Below are 17530 nucleotides of genomic sequence, written 5' to 3' on the forward strand. Positions count from 1 at the left end.
GAGTATTTTTTGCCCCTTCCGGGGCGCCGAGGGAAAGACCGGACGTGGCCGCAGACAGCACCAGCCCCCGCAAGGCCGAACATGTCGCCATCATCATGGACGGCAACGGCCGCTGGGCCACCCAGCGCGGCTGGCCACGCCTTGTCGGTCATCGCAAGGGCGCCGAGCGGGTCAAGGAAATCGTCAACGCTGCCCCGGATCTGGGCGTCAAATACCTGACGATCTACGCCTTCTCGACCGAAAACTGGAAGCGCACCACCGAAGAAGTGCTGGGCCTGATGGCGATCTTCTCGCGCTATATCGAGCGCGAGGCCGACCGGATGGCGGCGGAATCGGTGCGGATGCGCTTCATCGGCGACCGTTCCATGCTGAACCCGCGGCTGCAGCGGCTGCAGACCTCGATCGAGAACCGCACCGCCACCTATGACCGGCTGCACCTGACGGTGGGCATCAATTACGGCGGCCGCGACGAGATCACCCGCGCCGTGCGCGACATCGCCCGCGCCGTGGCCGCCGGGCAGGTGGCGCCCGGCCAGATCACCGACGCGCTCATCTCGCAGCACCTCGACACGGCCGATCTGCCCGACCCCGATCTGGTGATCCGCACCTCGGGCGAGACGCGGACCTCGAACTTCCTGCCCTGGCAGGCGGCCTATGCCGAGTATGAATTCACCGACACGCTCTGGCCCGATTTCACCGCCGATCATCTGGCCGAGATCGTCGGCCGTTTCGGCAGCCGCGAACGCCGCTTCGGCGGGGTCGTGCCGGCATGAGCGCCGATTGGGGCGATCTCGGGCCGCGGGTCCTGTCGGGGCTGGGGATGATCCTTGTCGGCGGGCTTGCCGTCTGGGTGGGCGGGGCGCCTTTCGCGCTGCTGGTGGTGCTGGTAACCGGCGGGATGATGTGGGAACTGGCGCGCATGACCGCCGATCCCGCGCGCGACCTGTCGCTCTGGCTGGGCGCGCTGGCGGCCGGCATGCTGGCGCTCAACCTGTGGTCGGCCTCGCCCTGGCCGCTTGCCGCGCTGGCGCTGCCGGCCGTGGCGGGGGCCTTGCTGCCGCGCCGTGACCGGGCGGTGTTCTTTGCCTATGCCCTTGTCATCATGGCCACTGGCCTGTCGCTGGTCATCCTGCGGCAGTCGCTGGGGCTGGTGCCGGTGCTGTGGGTTCTGGCGGTGGTCGTCGCCTCGGATGTCTTGGGCTATTTCGCGGGGCGCAGCCTCGGCGGGCCGAAGTTCTGGCCGCGCGTCAGCCCGAAGAAGACCTGGTCCGGCACCGCCGCCGGCTGGGTCGGCGCGGCGCTGGTCGGGCTTGGCTTCTGGGCGGCGGGCCTTGGCACCAGCCATCTCCTCTGGGCCTCGCCCCTGCTGGCCTTTGCCGGGCAGATGGGCGACATTGCCGAAAGCGCGATCAAGCGGCGTGCGGGGGTGAAGGACAGCTCGCGCCTGATCCCTGGCCATGGCGGGCTGCTGGACCGCTTCGACGGGCTGGCCTTCGCGGCGATCCTGAGCGTGCTGCTGCAGGTGGCGGTGCCGCTCTTTCCGCTGGTGAAGGGCTGATCCGATGCGCCCGACGCTCCTCGGCTGCCTTCGGCCCCTCGTCGCCGGCTCCCCGACGAGCGGCGAAGCCGACGAGGAGGTCCGCGCCGGGGTGCCCTTCGTCACCGACCTTCCCGTCCTGAAAGGCTGACCCATGCGGCGCATCTCGATCTTTGGCGCGACCGGCTCGATCGGGGAAAGCACCTATGACCTGATCTGCCGGATGGGCGGGGCCGAGGCGGTCCGCACTGTCGCGCTGACCGGCGGCAACAATGTGGCGCGGCTGGCCGAAATGGCGCGCACCCTGCGGGCCGAGGTCGCGGTGACGGCGCATGAGGCCAACCTGCCGGCGCTGCGCGCGGCGCTGGCCGGTTCGGGTGTCCACGCCGCCGCCGGCCCCCACGCCCTCATCGAGGCCGCCGACCGCGAGGCCGACTGGGTGATGTCGGCCATCGTCGGTGCTGCCGGTCTGGTGCCGGGGATGCGGGCCTTGGCGCATGGCAGCGCGCTGGCCCTGGCCAACAAGGAAAGCCTTGTGACGGCGGGCGAGCTTCTGCTGTCTACCGCCCGCGCGCATGGCGCCACCATCCTGCCGGTGGACTCCGAGCATTCCGCGATCTTTCAGGCGCTGGTGGGCGAGGATCTGACTGCCGTCGACCGGATCATCCTGACCGCCTCGGGCGGTGCCTTGCGCGACTGGCCGATGGAGCGGCTGGCCCATGCCACGCTGGCCGAGGCGCTGGCCCACCCCAACTGGTCGATGGGGCAGCGCATCACCATCGATTCCGCCTCAATGTTCAACAAGGCGCTGGAAGTCATCGAAACGCGCGAGTTCTTCGGGGTTCGCCCGGAGCAGATCGAGGTCATCATCCACCCCGAATCGATCATCCACTCCATGGTCGGCTTCAACGACGGGGCGGTGATGGCGCATCTGGGCATGCCCGACATGCGCCACCCGATCGGCTATGCGCTGAACTGGCCCGAACGCCAGCCGCTGCCAGTGGCCCGGCTGGATCTGGCCGCCCTCGGACAGCTGACCTTCCGCGCCCCCGACGAAGCGCGCTATCCTGCGCTCAGGCTCGCGCGCGAGGTGATGGAGGTGCGCGGGCTGGCCGGGGCGGCTTTCAACGCCGCCAAGGAGATCGCGCTGGATCACTTCATCGCGGGCAGGCTTGGATTTCTGCAGATGGCTGCCTTGGTTGAAGAGACATTGTCCCGGCTTTCGGCGGATTCCCGCCTTGGAATCGCCGCCGAGAGCCTTGAAGATGTGTTGGCAATGGACCATCTCGCCCGCATTCGTGCCGGTGAGGTGGCCCGGGAACTCGGGGGTGGCTAAGTGGATTTCCTGACGACGATTCTGGGCACCGGCGGCCTGATGTGGACTCTGGTGTTCTTCATTCTTGCGCTGGGCATCATCGTCTTTGTCCATGAATATGGCCATTACATCGTCGGTCGCCTGGCCGGCATCCATGCCGAGGTGTTCTCGCTGGGCCTTGGCCCGGTGCTGTTCTCGCGCTTCGATCAGCGCGGCACCCGTTGGCAGATCGCGCTCATCCCGATCGGCGGCTATGTGAAGTTCCTCGGCGATGCCGATGCGGCCTCGGGCCGGGATGCCCATCTGATTGCCAGCCTGACCGACGAAGAGCGTCGCCACACCATGCACGGCGCGCCGCTCTGGGCGCGGACGGCGACCGTTGCGGCGGGGCCGGTGTTCAACTTCCTGCTCGCCATTGCCGTCTACTGGGGCCTGATCCTGTGGAGCGGGGTCGCCACCGACCGGCCCGTGGTCGGCACGGTGGCCACCCTGCCGGGGCTGGCCGACACGCTGCGGCCCGGTGATGAGGTTCTGGCGCTGAACGGCACGCCGACGCCTGATCTGGAAAGCTATCTCACCGTGGCGCGCGACCTGCCCGCCGCCGCCTTGGTGCGTTACCTGATCCTGCGCGACGGCGCGCAGACCGAGGTTTCCGCCCCGCATCCGATGCCGCCCTTGGTGGCCTCGGTGCAGCTCAAGTCCGCCGCCCTTGCTGCGGGCCTGCAGTCGGGTGACGTGATCCTTGCTGCGGCCGGCAAGCCCGTCACCGCCTTTTCCGAACTGCCGCCGATCGTCGAGGGGCTGGCCGGGGCGCCGGTGCCGCTGACCATCTGGCGGGCCGATGGCTCGGCCGCGGGCCAGACCTTTGACCTGACCATCACCCCCAACCGGCGCGACATTCCGAAGGCCGAGGGCGGCTTTGAAACCCGCTGGCTGATCGGGCTTTCGGGCGGGCTGGTCTTTGAGCCCGAAGTGCGTCAGCCGGGGGTGTTCGAGGCGCTGAGCCTGGCGGTCCAGAACGGCTGGTTCGCGGCGACGACTTCGCTGTCGGGGCTGTGGCATGTGATCACCGGGGCGATCAGCTCGTGCAACATCTCAGGTCCGATCGGCATGGCGCAGGTGATGGGGCAGGCGGCGACGCTGGGGGCGGAATATTACATCACCATGCTGGCGGTGATGTCGCTGGGCATCGGCCTTATCAACCTGTTCCCGATTCCGGTGCTGGATGGCGGACATCTGGTATTCCACGCCTATGAGGCGGTGATGCGGCGCCCGCCGCCGGAAGGGGTACTGCGGGTTCTGATGACGATCGGGCTTTTCGTCGTGATCACCTTCATGGCCTATGCGCTGCGCAATGATGTAACCTGCGGTTGATCCGCCGTCCCTGCTTGCCCTGCCAAATTGCCGCCATAATCCGGTGGCAAGAAGGGGCATCGGAATCGCAGATCGGAGGGTAACAGGATGGACGCGGTTGTGAGTGGCTACAAAGCCGTTTCGCTGCTGGTCTGGCTGAACGCCGACCGGCTCTTCACCCTTGGGACGGTCATTCTCGGGCTTCTGGCCGGGGCGTTTCTGGGCTCGGCGATCCTGCAGCCCTGAGGCGCTGGCGCCCGACCGGCCGGAATGGCCGGAAACTGGCGAAATGCCCATGTCCCTTGCGCCATGCCCTTTTGACAAGGCTTGCGGTTCAAGCTAGTCAGGGACACAACAATTTGTGACACCCGGGGGCTGCGAATGCGTATTTCTGCAAAGGCGATTGGGGCGCGCGGGCGCGTGGGGAACCGTGTTGTGCGCCCGGCCGCCATGGCGCTTCTGCTTTGCGGAACAGTCGTTTCCACGCCGTTCTTCACACCGGCCTTTGCGCAGGACTACAGCTTTTCCAACGTCGTGATCGAGGGCAATGACCGTGTCGATGCCGCGACCATCCTGTCCTATGCGGGAATCGGCAAGGGGCAGGCGCTGACCACCGGCCAGCTGAATGACGCCTACCAGCGCATCGTGAATTCCGGCCTGTTCGAAACCGTGGAGCTGCAACCGCAGGGTGGCACGCTGAAGATCGTCGTGCAGGAAATGCCGATGCTGAACACGGTCGATCTGCAGGGCAACAAGCGGCTGAAGGATGACCGGCTTGCCGGGCTCATCAAGTCGAAATCGCGCAATGTCTTCAATCCGGCCACCGCCGAGGCTGACGCCGCGGCCATTGCCGATGCCTACCGGACCGAAGGCCGTCTGGCGGCCACGGTCACGCCGAAGCTGATCCGGCGCTCGGACAACCGGGTCGATCTGGTGTTCGAGATTGTCGAGGGCAAGGTGGTCGAGGTGGAGCGGCTGTCCTTCGTCGGCAACCGCGCCTATTCCGACCGGCGGTTGCGGCAGGTGCTGGAAACCAAACAGGCCGGGTTGCTGCGCCAGATCATCGGGCGCGACACTTTCGTCACCGACCGGCTGGAGCTGGACAAGCAGCTGCTGAAGGATTTCTACCTGTCGCGCGGCTACATCGACGTCGAGGTGCTGGACGCCACGGGCGAGATTTCGGCCGAACGCGATGCCTCCTTCGTCACCGTCACCGTGCAGGAAGGCCAGCAATACCGCATTGGCGAGGTCTCCACCGTCTCTACCGTCGACGGCCTTGACGCCAATGAATTCATCGACGTGCAGAAGCTGCGCTCGGGCACGGTCTATTCGCCGGCGCTGATCGAGAACAACATCGCCCGCATGGAGACGCTGGCCCTGAAGAAGGGCCTGAACTTCATCCGGGTCGAGCCGGTGGTGACGCGCAACGAGGCCAACCAGACGCTGGACATCGAATTTGTCCTGTCGAAGGGCGAGCGCGTCTTTGTCGAGCGCATCGACATCGAAGGCAACACCACGACGCTGGATCAGGTGATCCGCCGCCAGTTCCGCACCGCTGAAGGCGACCCCTTCAACCCGCGCGAAATCCGTCAGGCGGCCGAACGCATCCGCGCCCTTGGCTATTTCGGCAATGCCGATGTCGAGGCCGCGCCGGGCAGCGGCGGCGATCAGGTGGTGGTGAACGTCGATGTCGAGGAAAAGCCGACCGGGTCGCTGTCGGTCGGGGCGTCGTTCAGCGTGAATTCGGGGGCCGGGCTGACCTTCGGCTTCAGCGAGGACAACTTCCTTGGCCGCGGCCAGAAGGTCGGGATCGACATCACCACCGGTTCCGACACCGTGGACAGCTCGCTCACCTTTGTCGAACCGTCGCTTCTGGGCCGCGATCTCAAGCTGAAATTCGGTGCCTATTACAAGACCAGCGATTACGCCGACGCCTTCTACGACACCAAGCAGATTGCCATTTCCCCGGCGCTGGAATTCCCGGTCAGCGAATTTGGCCGTCTGGAACTGCGCTACCGCGTGTTCGACGACAAGATCACCAATGTCGATGCCGATTCCTCTGCCGTTCTGGTGGCGGAAGAAGCGATGGGGTCGCCGCTGGGCAGCTCCATCGGGTATTCCTATTCCTACGACAACAAGATCGGCGGCCTGAACCCCAACAACCGCTTCCTGCTGCGCTTCAGCCAGGATCTCGCGGGCCTTGGCGGCGATGTGAAGTACCTCAAGACCGAGGCGCTGGCGCTTGCCGAAACCAAGATCCTGAACGAGGAAGTCACCCTGCGCGCTGTCGTCGAGGGGGGTGCGATTGCCACTTCGGGCGGCTACACCAGCCGCGTGACCGACCGCTATTTCGGCAATGGCAAGATTCGCGGCTTTGAACCGAACGGCCTTGGCCCGCGTGACCTGACCGGCGTTGCGAACGAAGATGCGCTTGGCGGCAACATGTTCGCCGTCGCCCGCTTCGAGGCCGATTTCCCGCTGGGCCTGCCGGAAGAATACGGCATCAAGGGCGGGGCCTTCCTGGACGTCGGCTCGGTCTGGGGGCTGGACAACACTCTGGGCGGCACGATCGACGATTCGGCCAAGCTGCGCTCGTCCATCGGTCTGTCGGTTCTGTGGGAAACGCCGCTTGGCCCCTTGCGCTTCAACTTCTCCAAGGCCTTGAAGAAAGAGGCTTATGACAAGGAACAGCGCTTCGACCTGACGATCACGACGAAGTTCTGATGCGCTATGCCCTTGTTCTTGCCTGCGCCCTGCTTGGCCTGTCCGGCCAGCCCGGCGCGGGTCAGGATGCCCCTGCCGCTGTGGTCAAGGCACCGTCCCCGATCCTGACGCTGGATGATGAACGGCTGTTCTCAGGCTCGGCCTTCGGCAAGGCGGTGATCGCCCGGCATGATGCGGCGACGCAGGCGCTGATCGACGAGAACCGCCGCATCGAGGCCGCGCTTGAAACCGAGGAAAAAGAGCTGACCGCCCGCCGCTCGGCCATGACGCGCGAGAATTTCCTGCCGCTGTCCGAGGCGTTCAACAAGAAGGTCGAAGGCATCCGCAAGGCGCAGGACGCCAAATCGCGCGAGCTGACCCGTGCCATCGACGAGGACCGGCAAAGCTTCCTGCAGGCCGCCCGCCCCATTCTGGCCGAGGTCATGGTGGACGCCGGCGCCAGCGCCATCATCGACCGCCGTGCGGTGCTGGTCGGCTTTGAAAACATCGACGTCACCGACGAGGCGATTGCCCGGCTGGACGCGGCTTTTGCCGATGGCAGCCTGAAACCCGCGGCGCCCTGAGACGCGGGCCGCTTGCCCCGCGCCGCCTGCCTTGCTAGTCAGGATGCAAGGCCCCGGCCTGCAAGAACCCGGCGCGAAACGCCCGCGAGGAGACACCATGACCGATACCGCCGCCGCAGCCTCTGGCGCCCCGCTTTCCGCCGATCTGGCCCTGATCCAGCGCATCATCCCGCACCGCTACCCGTTCCTGCTGGTCGACAAGGTGCGCGACATCTACCTGAACAAATCCTGCATCGGCATCAAGAACGTCACTTTCAACGAACCGCAATTTCAGGGCCATTTCCCCGGCATGCCGGTGTTTCCCGGCGTGATGATCATCGAGGCCATGGCCCAGACTTCGGGCATCCTCGTCGGCCTGTCGATGGACCTTGTCGACAAGAACGCCAATGTGTTCTTCATGGGCGTCGATGCCGTGAAGTTCCGCCGCAAGGTGGTGCCGGGCGACGTGATGGAGCTGCATGTCACCGCGCTGCGCGGCGGCGGCCGGGTCTGGAAATTTGCCGGCAAAGCCATGGTTGACGGGGAGCTTGCCTGCGAGGCCGAATTCATGGCCATGTTCGACGTGCCGAAGGCCTGAGCCATGGCCATTCACGGAACCGCCGTCATCCACCCCTCGGCCTATGTCGAGGAGGGCGCGACAATCGGCCCGGATTGCTACATCGGCCCGTTCTCGATGGTCGGCCCCGAGGTCACGCTGGGCCGCGGCGTCATGCTGAAATCGCATGTCGTCGTCACGGGCTGGACCGAGATCGGCGACGAAACCGTGGTGTTTCCCTTCGCCACGGTGGGCGAGATTCCGCAGGATCTGAAGTTCAAGGGTGAACGCACCCGCCTGACCGTCGGCGCACGCTGCCGCATCCGCGAGGGCGCGACGCTGAACACCGGCACCGAGGGCGGCGGCGGGCTGACCTCGGTCGGCGACGACTGCCTTCTGATGACCGGCGCCCATATCGGCCATGACGCCCGCGTCGGCAGCCGGGTGATCCTCGCCAATCAGGTCGCCATCGCCGGCCATTGCCAAATCGGCGACGATGTCATCATCGGCGGGCTGTCGGGCATCCACCAATGGGTGCGCGTCGGCAAGGGCGCGATCATAGGCGCCGTCACCATGGTGACGAATGACGTCATTCCCTACGGCCTCGTGCAGGCGCCGCGGGGCGAGCTGGACGGGCTGAACCTTGTCGGGCTGAAGCGCCGGGGGGTGGAGCGCAGCGACATCACCGCCATGCGCGCCGCCTTCCAGATGCTGGCGCAGGGCGAGGGCTCGTTCCTTGACCGCGCCCGCAAGCTGGCCGAGGAGACCGACAGCCCCTATGTCCGCGAGATGACCGACTTCATCCTTGGCGCCTCGGACCGCAATTTCCTGACGCCGAAATGAGCCGGCCCGAGTCTGGAAAGCTGGCGCTTGTTGCCGGGGCAGGGGGGCTGCCCGCAGCACTGGTGGCCGCGCTGCCGGACCGGCCGCTGATTTGCGCGCTTGAGGGCTTTGCCCCTGCGGGCCTGATGCCGGACCAGACTTTCCGCGTCGAGCGATTGGCGCTGTTCCTGCGCTGGCTGGAGGATCAGGGCGTGACCGAGGTCTGCTTTGCCGGCAGCGTGCAGCGCCCAAGGCTTGACCCCTTGCTCTTCGACCCGGCCACCGCGACCATGGTGCCGCGGCTTCTGGCCGCGATGGGGCAGGGCGACGATGCCACGCTGCGCGAAGTGCTGGCGATCTTTGCCGAGCATGGCTTTGCGCTGAAAGGTGTCGCCGACATTGCCCCGCATCTGGTGCCGGGGCCAGGGGTCTACGCCGGAACACCGGGGCCGCAGGACGAAACCGACGCCGCCCGCGCCGAGGCCATCCTCGCCGCCCTTGGTGCCGCCGACGTGGGGCAGGGCTGTGTCGTGGCCGGGGGCCTCTGCCTTGCGGTCGAAACCCTGCCCGGCACCGATGCCATGCTGGCCTTCACCGCCCGGATTCCCGCTGCGCTGCGCCCGGTGAAGGGCCTTTTCTACAAGGCCCCGAAACCGGCGCAGGACCGTCGCATCGACCTGCCGGCCCTGGGTGTGCAGACTGTCCGCAATGCCGCCGCCGCCGGGCTGGGCGGCGTTGTCTGGCAGGCGGGCGGGGTGATCTGTCTCGATCTGCCGGCCATGCAGGCCGAGGCGGCCGCGCGGGGCCTGTTCCTGTGGGCGCGCTGAGGCTTTACCTCATCGCCGGAGAGCCTTCGGGCGACCGCCTTGGTGCGGCGCTGATGGCGGGGCTGAAAACCCTGTCACCCGGAGTGGAGTTCCACGGCATCGGCGGCCCCTTGATGCAGGCCGAGGGGCTGGTCAGCCTGTTCCCGATGGAAGAGCTGTCCATCATGGGTCTCATCGAGGTGCTGCCGAAGTACCGCCACCTCAAGCGCCGCATCGCGGAGGCGGCGAGCGCCGCGCTGGCGGCACAACCCGCCGCGCTCATCACCATCGACAGCCCGGACTTCTGCCTGCGGGTGGCGGCGCGGGTGAAATCCGCCCGCCCCGACCTGCGCACCATCCATTATGTCGCGCCCTCGGTCTGGGCCTGGCGCCCCGGCCGCGCGGCAAAGATGGCCCGCCACATCGACCATGTGCTGGCGCTTCTGCCGTTCGAACCGCCCCATATGCAGGCCGCCGGCATGAGCTGCGATTTCGTCGGTCATCCGGTCGTCGCCGAACCGCTGGCCAGCCCCGAGGAGCGCGCCCTGCTGGCGGGGGATGGCCCGCTTCTCCTCGCGTTGCCCGGCAGTCGAAAGGGCGAAGTCAGCCGGCTTTGTCCGGTCTTCGGGCAGACCGTTGCCCGGCTGAAGGCCCGCCACCCGGCCTTGCGCGTGGCGCTTCCCACGGTGCGGGGCGTGGAGGCGCTGGTCCGCGAGCGGACCCGCGACTGGGCAGTGGCGCCGCAGATCATCACCGATCCAGCCCTGAAACGCGCCGCCTTTGCCATGGCTGACGTGGCGCTTGCCGCGTCGGGAACCGTGTCGCTGGAACTGGCGGCCAATGCCTGCCCGATGGTCATCGCCTATGACATGAACCGCCTGACGCTGTGGCTGATGCGCCGCGCCGCGATGGTGGACACGGTGACGCTGGTCAATCTGGTGTCGGAAACCCGCGTCGTGCCGGAATTCATTGGCGAAGCCTGCCGCCCTGACCTGATCGCCCCGGCGCTCGAGGCCCTGCTGGCCGACCCCTCCGGCCAGAACCGCGCCATGGCGCTGACGATGGAGCGTCTGGGCAAGGGCGGCGAGGCTCCGGGCCTGCGGGCGGCAAGATCGGTGCTTTCGGTGCTATAGGCCCCGATTCCTTGCAAGAAATCGGTCCGGAATTTTGCAGAATTCCGGCCCCGTCACCGCCCGCGCCAGATCCAGCCGCCGCCGTAGACCCGGCTGCCTTCGGGGGCATAGAACACGCAGGCCTGCCCCGCGCTGACCCCGTCCTCGGCGTCGAACAGCTCCACTTCCGCTTCGGTGGCCGACAAGGGCCGGATCAGCGCCGGGCGCGGCGGCCGGGTGGAGCGGACCTTGACGTTCAGCTGCCACTCGGCGCGGCTGTCAAAGGGCTCGTCCCCCAGCCAGTTGATCTCGCGGATCGGGATCACCCGCGTCGACAGCGCCGCCTTCGGCCCGACGATCACCCGGCGGGTTTCAGGTTCAAGCCGGACGACATACAGGGGCTCGCCAAGGCCGCCGATGCCCAGCCCCTTGCGTTGCCCGATGGTGTAATGGATCACGCCCTGATGCTGGCCGACCACAGTCCCGGCCATGTCGACGATCTCGCCCGGATCCGCCGCGCCGGGGCGCAGCTTTTCGATGACGGCGGCATAATTGCCGTTCGGCACAAAGCAGATGTCCTGACTGTCCGGCTTGTCGGCCACGGAAAGCCCGTATTTCGCCGCCAGCGCCCGGGTTTCCGCCTTTGACGCCAGATGGCCCAGCGGAAAGCGCAAGTAATCCAGCTGCTCGGGCGTGGTCGAGAACAGGAAATAGCTCTGGTCGCGGTTCGGGTCGGTGGCCATGTGCAGCTCCGGCCCCGCGCCCATCTTGCGCTGGATGTAATGCCCGGTCGCCATGCAATCGGCGTTCAGGTCCTTCGCCGTGGCCAGCAGGTCCTTGAACTTCACCCGCTCGTTGCAGCGGATGCAGGGCACCGGAGTTGCCCCCGCCAGATAGGCATCGGCAAACTCCTCGATCACCGCCTCGCGGAAGGTGTTCTCGTAATCCAGAACATAATGCGGAAAGCCCATGGTCTCGGCGACGCGGGCCGCATCGTGAATGTCGCGCCCGGCGCAGCAGGCCCCCTTTTTCGCCAGCGCCGCGCCGTGGTCATAAAGCTGCAGGGTGACGCCGACCACGTCATAGCCCTCGTCCTTCAGCATTGCCGCCACCACCGACGAATCCACCCCGCCCGACATGGCGACGACCACGCGGGTTTCGGATGGCGGTTTCGGCAGGCCAAGCGAATTCAGCCTTTGGTCAAGCATGGGGCAGCCTTTCGGGGTTTCGTGGGCAATATAGGAAAATGCCACGCAGTCTCAACCCCCCGGCTTCACCCATCCTTAAGGACGCTGCGCCATGCTTGCGGCCATGACGAAGGGAGTGCCCATGTTTCTCAAGCGTGTTGATGGTCCGCGACAGGTGACCTTGCCCGATGGCAGCATCCTGACGCGCGCCGACCTGCCCCCGGCCGATACCCGGCGCTGGGTTGCCAGCCGCAAGGCGATTGTGGTCAAGGCCGTGGTTTACGGGCTGATCGCCCAGCCCGAAGCGCTGGAGCGTTACCGGCTGTCGGAGGAGGAATTCACCCTCTGGCGCGAGGCCGTCGAAAAGCATGGCGACAAGGCCTTGCGGGTGACCACGCTGCAGAAATATAGACAACTTTAGATTGTTTTCTACTTTCGTTCTGGCAGAGTAACCGGGTGTTAACCATTGACCGCCAAAGTCGTTAACGATGATGCCTGAACACCGGAGTTTTGAACGATGCGCATCCTGTTGGTTGAAGACGATCCCACCACCTCCCGCAGTATCGAGTTGATGTTGACCCATGCAAACCTGAACGTCTTTTGCACCGATCTGGGCGAAGACGGGATCGATCTGGCCAAGCTTTACGATTACGACCTGATCCTGCTGGATCTCAGCCTGCCCGACATGTCCGGCCATGAGGTGCTGCGCCAGCTGCGCCTCGCGCGCGTCGAAACCCCGATCCTGATCCTGACCGGGTCCGATGATACCGAAAACAAGATCAAGAGCTTTGGTTTCGGCGCCGATGACTACCTGACCAAACCCTTTCACCGCGAAGAGCTGGTCGCGCGCATCCATGCCATCATCCGCCGCTCCAAGGGCCACAGCCAGTCGGTGATCCGCACCGGCGCAGTCAATGTCAACCTGGACGCGAAGACCGTGGATGTCGGCGGCAAGACCGTGCATCTGACCGGCAAGGAATACCAGATGCTGGAGCTGCTCAGCCTGCGCAAGGGCACGACGCTGACCAAGGAGATGTTCCTGAACCATCTCTACGGCGGCATGGACGAGCCGGAGCTGAAAATCATCGACGTCTTCATCTGCAAGCTGCGCAAGAAACTGGCCGAGGCGACGGGCGGGCAGAACTACATCGAAACCGTCTGGGGCCGCGGCTATGTGCTGCGCGATCCGGGGCCGGGGATGGCGCTGCCGAACCTCGCGGCAAGCGCCTGAGCCTGCTAGACCTTTCCCGCGCCGCCGCCTAACCTTGGGCGGCGAACCGGGGAGAGGGCGATGGCCGCACAGAAGGCTGCTGAAAAGGACGTGGAGCTGCTGACCGAGACGGAGGCCGGGGAGGAACTTGCGCGGCTGGCCAGAGCGCTGGCCGAGGCCAACCGCGCCTATCACACGCTGGACACGCCCGAGATTTCGGACGCCGACTATGACGCGCTGAAGCGCCGCAATGCCGCGATCGAAGCCCGGTTTGCCGGGCTGAAACGCGCCGACAGCCCCTCGGATCTGGTGGGTGCCACTGTGGCCGAAGGCTTTGGCAAAGTGGCCCATGCCGTGCCGATGCTGTCTTTGGAAAACGCCTTCGACGACGCCGACGTGACCGATTTCGAAGAGCGGGTCCGCAGTTTTCTTGGCCATGCCGGCCCGCTGTCGTTCACCGCCGAACCGAAGATCGACGGGCTGTCGCTGTCGCTGCGCTACGAGCGGGGCGTTCTGGTGCAGGCCGCCACGCGCGGCGACGGCGCGGTGGGCGAGAATGTCACCGACAACGCCCGCACCATCGGCGATATTCCCCAATTCGTCGCCGGCGCGCCCGAGGTGATGGAGGTGCGCGGCGAGGTCTACATGTCGCACGCCGATTTCGCCGCGTTGAACGCCCGGCAGGCGGAAAAAGGCGACAAGCCCTTTGCCAATCCGCGCAACGCCGCCGCCGGCAGCCTGCGCCAGCTGGATGCCGCCGTCACCGCCGCCCGGCCGCTGCGCTTTTTCGCCTATGCCTGGGGCGCGCTGTCCGAGCCGCTGTCGGACAGCCAGATCGGCGCCATTGCGCGGCTCAACGCCATGGAATTCAAGACAAATCCTCTGACCGTTCTGTGCGACAGCCCCGAGGCGCTGCTGGCGCAGTACCGCAGCATCGAGGAGCGCCGCGCCACGCTCGGCTATGACATCGACGGCGTGGTCTACAAGGTCAATGACCTTGCCCTGCAAGCCCGGCTCGGCTTCCGTTCCTCCACCCCCCGCTGGGCGATTGCCCATAAATTCCCCGCCGAACTGGCCTGGACCCGGCTGGAAGGCATCGACATCCAGGTCGGCCGCACCGGGGCGTTGTCGCCGGTGGCCCGACTGGCGCCCGTCACGGTCGGCGGCGTCGTGGTGTCGAACGCCACCCTGCACAACGAAGACTACATTGCCGGCCGCGACGCCAAGGGCAACCTGATCCGCGCGGGCAAGGATATCCGCGTCGGCGACTGGGTGCAGGTCTACCGCGCCGGCGACGTCATTCCGAAGATCAACGATGTCGACCTTGAAAAGCGCCCCGACACTGCCATTCCCTTCGCCTTTCCAACCACTTGCCCCGAATGCGGCTCCGAGGCGCACCGGGCCGAGGGCGATGCGGTGCGGCGCTGCACCGGCGGGCTGATCTGCCCGGCGCAGGCGGTGGAGCGGCTGAAGCATTTCGTCGCGCGCGCCGCCTTCGACATCGAAGGGCTGGGCGCGCGGCAGATCGAGATGTTCTTCAAGGACGATCTCTTGCCGATCCACGCCCCGGCCGACATCTTCACGCTGGCCGCCCGCGACCGCGGCAATCTGGCGAAACTTGAAAACCGCGACGGCTATGGCAAGACCTCGGCCACCAAACTTTTCGCCGCCATCGAGGCCAAACGCGCCATTCCGCTCGACCGGCTGATTTTCGCGCTTGGCATCCGCCATGTCGGCGAGGCGGCGGCGGGGCTGCTGGCCCGCCATTACGGCGACTGGCCGCAATTCGAAGCCAGCATCTCCGCAGCGGTTCCCGGCAGCGCCGAATGGGCCGAGCTGACCGCCATCGACGGGGTGGGCGCGGTCTTGGCCACCAGCCTGACCGAGGCATTCCAGAACCCCGCCGAACGCGCCGCGATGGATGCGCTGGTGGCGCAGCTTTCGCCGCAACCCGTTGAAAAGCCAAAGACCGACAGTCCGGTCGCCGGCAAGACCGTGGTGTTCACCGGCACGCTGGAACGCATGACCCGGGCCGAGGCCAAGGCCCGGGCCGAGGCGCTGGGTGCCAAGGTGGCCGGCTCGGTCAGCGCCAAGACCGATTACGTTGTGGCCGGTCCGGGGGCAGGGTCCAAGGCCAAGGACGCCGAACGGCTGGGTGTGCCGATGCTGACCGAGGATGAATGGCTGGCCATGCTGGAGATGCCATGAGCCGCCCCGAGGCGCTGTTCCCGCTTTACGCCGATCTCGAAACGCTGGAAGGCGTCGGCCCGAAAACTGCGCAGGCCTTTGCCGCGCTTGGGGTCGAACGGCCAAAGGACTTGCTCTACCTGCTGCCGCATTCCATCGTGGACCGCAGCCGCAAGGCCAGCATCCGCGAAGTGGTGCCCCCCGCCACCGTAACGGTCGAGGTCGAGGTCGGCGGCCACTTTCCCCCCCGGCAGAAGGGCCGGCCCTACCGGGTCATGGTGCGCGATGCGCTGACCGAATTCCAGCTGGTCTTCTTCCATGCCCGCGGCGACTATTTGCAGAAACTCCTGCCCACGGGCCAACGCCGGCTTGTCTCGGGTCGGGTGGAACTCTTTGACAACATTGCACAAATGGTTCATCCCGATCACGTTCTGCGCCCTGACGAGGCCAGCGACCTGCCGCAATGGGAACCCGTCTATCCGCTGACCGCCGGCATCACCCAACGGGTGATCGCCAGGGCCGCCGCGGGCGCTCTCGCCCGTGCGCCGCTGCTGCCGGAGTGGATCGACGGCCCGCTGCTGACCCGCGAAGGCTGGCCGGATTGGCAATCTGCGCTGCGTCAGGCCCATGCGCCCGAGGGGGGGGCCGAGCTTGCCTTCACCGCGCCGGCCCGGCAACGGCTGGCCTATGACGAGCTTTTCGCCCATCAACTGACGCTGGCGCTGGCACGCAGCCAGCTGCGCCGCGCCAAGGGGCAGGTGACGCGCGGCACCGGCGCCTTGCAGGCCAGGGTGCTGCAAAGCCTGCCCTATGCGCCGACCGCGGCCCAGACCCGTGCGGTGGCCGAGATCGCGCTCGACATGGAAAACCCGCTGAAGATGAACCGTCTGCTGCAAGGCGATGTCGGCGCCGGCAAGACGCTGGTGGCCTTCCTCGCGCTCCTGATCGCGGTCGAGGCGGGCGGGCAGGGGGTGATGATGGCCCCGACCGAAATCCTTGCCCGCCAGCATCTGGAAGGGCTGCAGCCGCTCGCCGCCGCCGCCGGAGTGCGCCTGGAGCTGCTCACCGGGCGCGACAAGGGGGCTGAACGGGCGGCCAAGCTTGCCGCGCTGGCCGGGGGCGAGATCGGCATTCTGGTCGGCACGCATGCGGTGTTCCAGAAGGATGTGCAGTTCGGCGACCTGCGGCTGGCGATCGTCGACGAACAGCACCGCTTTGGCGTGGCGCAGCGCATGGAACTCGGGGCCAAGGGCGCGATGGCCGATGTGCTGGTGATGACGGCCACGCCGATTCCGCGCAGCCTTGCCTTGGCGAGCTATGGCGACATGGATGTCTCGGTGCTGGATGAAAAGCCGGCGGGGCGGCAGCCGATCCGGACGGTTCTGGTCTCCTCGACCCGGATCGACGAGGTGGTGGGCCACCTCGCGCGGGCCGTGGCCGAAGGCCGGCAGGCCTATTGGGTCTGCCCGCTGGTAGAGGATTCCGAAGTCGTCGATTACGCCAGCGCCGAGGCGCGTTTTGCCAGCCTGCGCGCAGCTCTGGGCGACGGGGTCGGCCTCGTGCATGGCCAGATGCCGCCCGCCGAGAAAGACGCCGCCATGGCGCGCTTTGTGGCGGGGGAAACCAAGGTTCTGGTGGCGACCACGGTGATCGAAGTTGGCGTCAACGTGCCAAATGCCTCGATCATGGTGATCGAGCGGGCCGAGATCTTCGGCCTGGCCCAGTTGCACCAGCTGCGCGGCCGGGTCGGGCGCGGCACGGCGGCCTCGACCTGCCTGCTGATGTATCAGGCGCCGCTGTCGGAAAGCGGCGAGCGGCGTCTGACGGTGATCCGCGACACCGAGGACGGCTTTCGCATTTCCGAGGAAGACCTGGCGATGCGCGGCGCCGGCGATCTCATTGGCACGGCGCAATCCGGCCTGCCGCGGTTTCGCGTCGCGGATATGGAGCGGCAGGCCGGGCTGATGGCCATCGCCCAATCCGACGCCCGCCGGCTTCTGGCCGATGATCCGGGCCTTGCCAGCCCGCGCGGCCGTGCGGTGCGCAACCTCCTCTGGCTGCTCGATCAGGACCGGGCGATCCGGCTCTTGTCCGTCGGCTGACCCCTTCATCTGTTCGCAAATATCCCACGGGGGAAGCCGGATTGGCACAATCCGGCTTGGGGGTGTGAAACCCCCAT

At 66.7% G+C, this 17530-nt stretch carries 17 protein-coding genes; 16 read left to right on the forward strand and 1 reads right to left on the reverse strand.

Annotated elements, in window-relative coordinates; all coding sequences use genetic code 11:
* Positions 1–95: 95 nt before the first annotated feature.
* The 12 genes from uppS to lpxB all read left to right on the forward strand — a co-directional run bounded on the left by uppS (position 96) and on the right by lpxB (position 10788).
* Positions 96–773 carry a polyprenyl diphosphate synthase gene (uppS, locus tag G4Z14_RS00380; RefSeq protein WP_164623472.1) on the forward strand — a complete coding sequence of 226 codons (678 nt, stop codon included), beginning with the start codon at positions 96–98 and terminating at the stop codon, positions 771–773.
* Positions 770–1558 carry a phosphatidate cytidylyltransferase gene (locus G4Z14_RS00385; RefSeq protein ID WP_164622761.1) on the forward strand — a complete coding sequence of 263 codons (789 nt, stop codon included), beginning with the start codon at positions 770–772 and terminating at the stop codon, positions 1556–1558. Before uppS ends, G4Z14_RS00385 begins: the two co-directional genes overlap by 4 nt.
* Positions 1559–1562: 4 nt before the next feature.
* Positions 1563–1688 carry a hypothetical protein gene (locus G4Z14_RS19045; protein WP_265331840.1) on the forward strand — a complete coding sequence of 42 codons (126 nt, stop codon included), beginning with the start codon at positions 1563–1565 and terminating at the stop codon, positions 1686–1688.
* Between the two features lie 3 nt (positions 1689–1691).
* Positions 1692–2873, forward strand: a complete 1182-nt coding sequence (dxr, locus tag G4Z14_RS00390) for a 1-deoxy-D-xylulose-5-phosphate reductoisomerase (protein WP_164622762.1) — start codon at positions 1692–1694, stop codon at positions 2871–2873.
* Positions 2874–4226, forward strand: a complete 1353-nt coding sequence (rseP, locus tag G4Z14_RS00395) for an RIP metalloprotease RseP (RefSeq protein WP_164622763.1) — start codon at positions 2874–2876, stop codon at positions 4224–4226.
* A gap of 87 nt (positions 4227–4313) precedes the next feature.
* Positions 4314–4451 carry a hypothetical protein gene (locus G4Z14_RS00400; RefSeq protein WP_164622764.1) on the forward strand — a complete coding sequence of 46 codons (138 nt, stop codon included), beginning with the start codon at positions 4314–4316 and terminating at the stop codon, positions 4449–4451.
* A gap of 135 nt (positions 4452–4586) precedes the next feature.
* Complete coding sequence (gene bamA, locus G4Z14_RS00405; protein WP_164622765.1) at positions 4587–6929, forward strand: outer membrane protein assembly factor BamA; 2343 nt, start codon at positions 4587–4589, stop codon at positions 6927–6929.
* Positions 6929–7492, forward strand: coding sequence for an OmpH family outer membrane protein (locus G4Z14_RS00410; protein ID WP_164622766.1), 564 nt, complete (start codon positions 6929–6931; stop codon positions 7490–7492). The genes bamA and G4Z14_RS00410 overlap by 1 nt, the downstream gene beginning before the upstream one ends.
* Positions 7493–7589: 97 nt before the next feature.
* Entirely contained in the window at positions 7590–8069 is a 480-nt protein-coding gene (fabZ, locus tag G4Z14_RS00415; RefSeq protein WP_164622767.1) for a 3-hydroxyacyl-ACP dehydratase FabZ, read from the forward strand.
* Between the two features lie 3 nt (positions 8070–8072).
* A complete protein-coding gene (lpxA, locus tag G4Z14_RS00420; protein ID WP_164622768.1) occupies positions 8073–8870 on the forward strand; it encodes an acyl-ACP--UDP-N-acetylglucosamine O-acyltransferase in 798 nt (265 codons plus the stop codon).
* Positions 8867–9676, forward strand: coding sequence for an LpxI family protein (locus tag G4Z14_RS00425; RefSeq protein ID WP_164622769.1), 810 nt, complete (start codon positions 8867–8869; stop codon positions 9674–9676). The genes lpxA and G4Z14_RS00425 overlap by 4 nt, the downstream gene beginning before the upstream one ends.
* Positions 9673–10788 (forward strand): lipid-A-disaccharide synthase, encoded by a 1116-nt coding sequence (gene lpxB / locus G4Z14_RS00430; protein ID WP_164623473.1) that lies wholly within the window; start codon positions 9673–9675, stop codon positions 10786–10788. Before G4Z14_RS00425 ends, lpxB begins: the two co-directional genes overlap by 4 nt.
* A 53-nt stretch (positions 10789–10841) precedes the next feature.
* Here lpxB and mnmA read toward each other — a convergent pair whose 3' ends face one another.
* Positions 10842–11975 carry a tRNA 2-thiouridine(34) synthase MnmA gene (mnmA, locus tag G4Z14_RS00435; protein WP_164622770.1) on the reverse strand — a complete coding sequence of 378 codons (1134 nt, stop codon included), beginning with the start codon at positions 11973–11975 and terminating at the stop codon, positions 10842–10844.
* Positions 11976–12096: 121 nt separating this feature from the next.
* On the opposite strand from mnmA, the gene sciP reads away from it, so the two are divergent.
* The 4 genes from sciP (at position 12097) to recG (ending at position 17453) form a co-directional block, all read left to right on the forward strand.
* The gene (sciP, locus tag G4Z14_RS00440; protein WP_164622771.1) at positions 12097–12375 is read left to right on the forward strand and encodes a CtrA inhibitor SciP; all 279 of its coding nucleotides are present in this window, start codon (positions 12097–12099) and stop codon (positions 12373–12375) included.
* Between the two features lie 96 nt (positions 12376–12471).
* Entirely contained in the window at positions 12472–13185 is a 714-nt protein-coding gene (gene ctrA, locus G4Z14_RS00445) for a response regulator transcription factor CtrA (RefSeq protein WP_164622772.1), read from the forward strand.
* A gap of 60 nt (positions 13186–13245) precedes the next feature.
* The gene (gene ligA, locus G4Z14_RS00450; RefSeq protein ID WP_164622773.1) at positions 13246–15372 is read left to right on the forward strand and encodes an NAD-dependent DNA ligase LigA; all 2127 of its coding nucleotides are present in this window, start codon (positions 13246–13248) and stop codon (positions 15370–15372) included.
* A complete protein-coding gene (recG, locus tag G4Z14_RS00455; protein WP_164622774.1) occupies positions 15369–17453 on the forward strand; it encodes an ATP-dependent DNA helicase RecG in 2085 nt (694 codons plus the stop codon). Before ligA ends, recG begins: the two co-directional genes overlap by 4 nt.
* Positions 17454–17530 lie beyond the last annotated feature (77 nt).

Origin of the sequence: Tabrizicola oligotrophica, from assembly GCF_011008935.1 — a bacterium.
Taxonomy (GTDB): Bacteria; Pseudomonadota; Alphaproteobacteria; order Rhodobacterales; family Rhodobacteraceae; genus Tabrizicola_A; species Tabrizicola_A oligotrophica.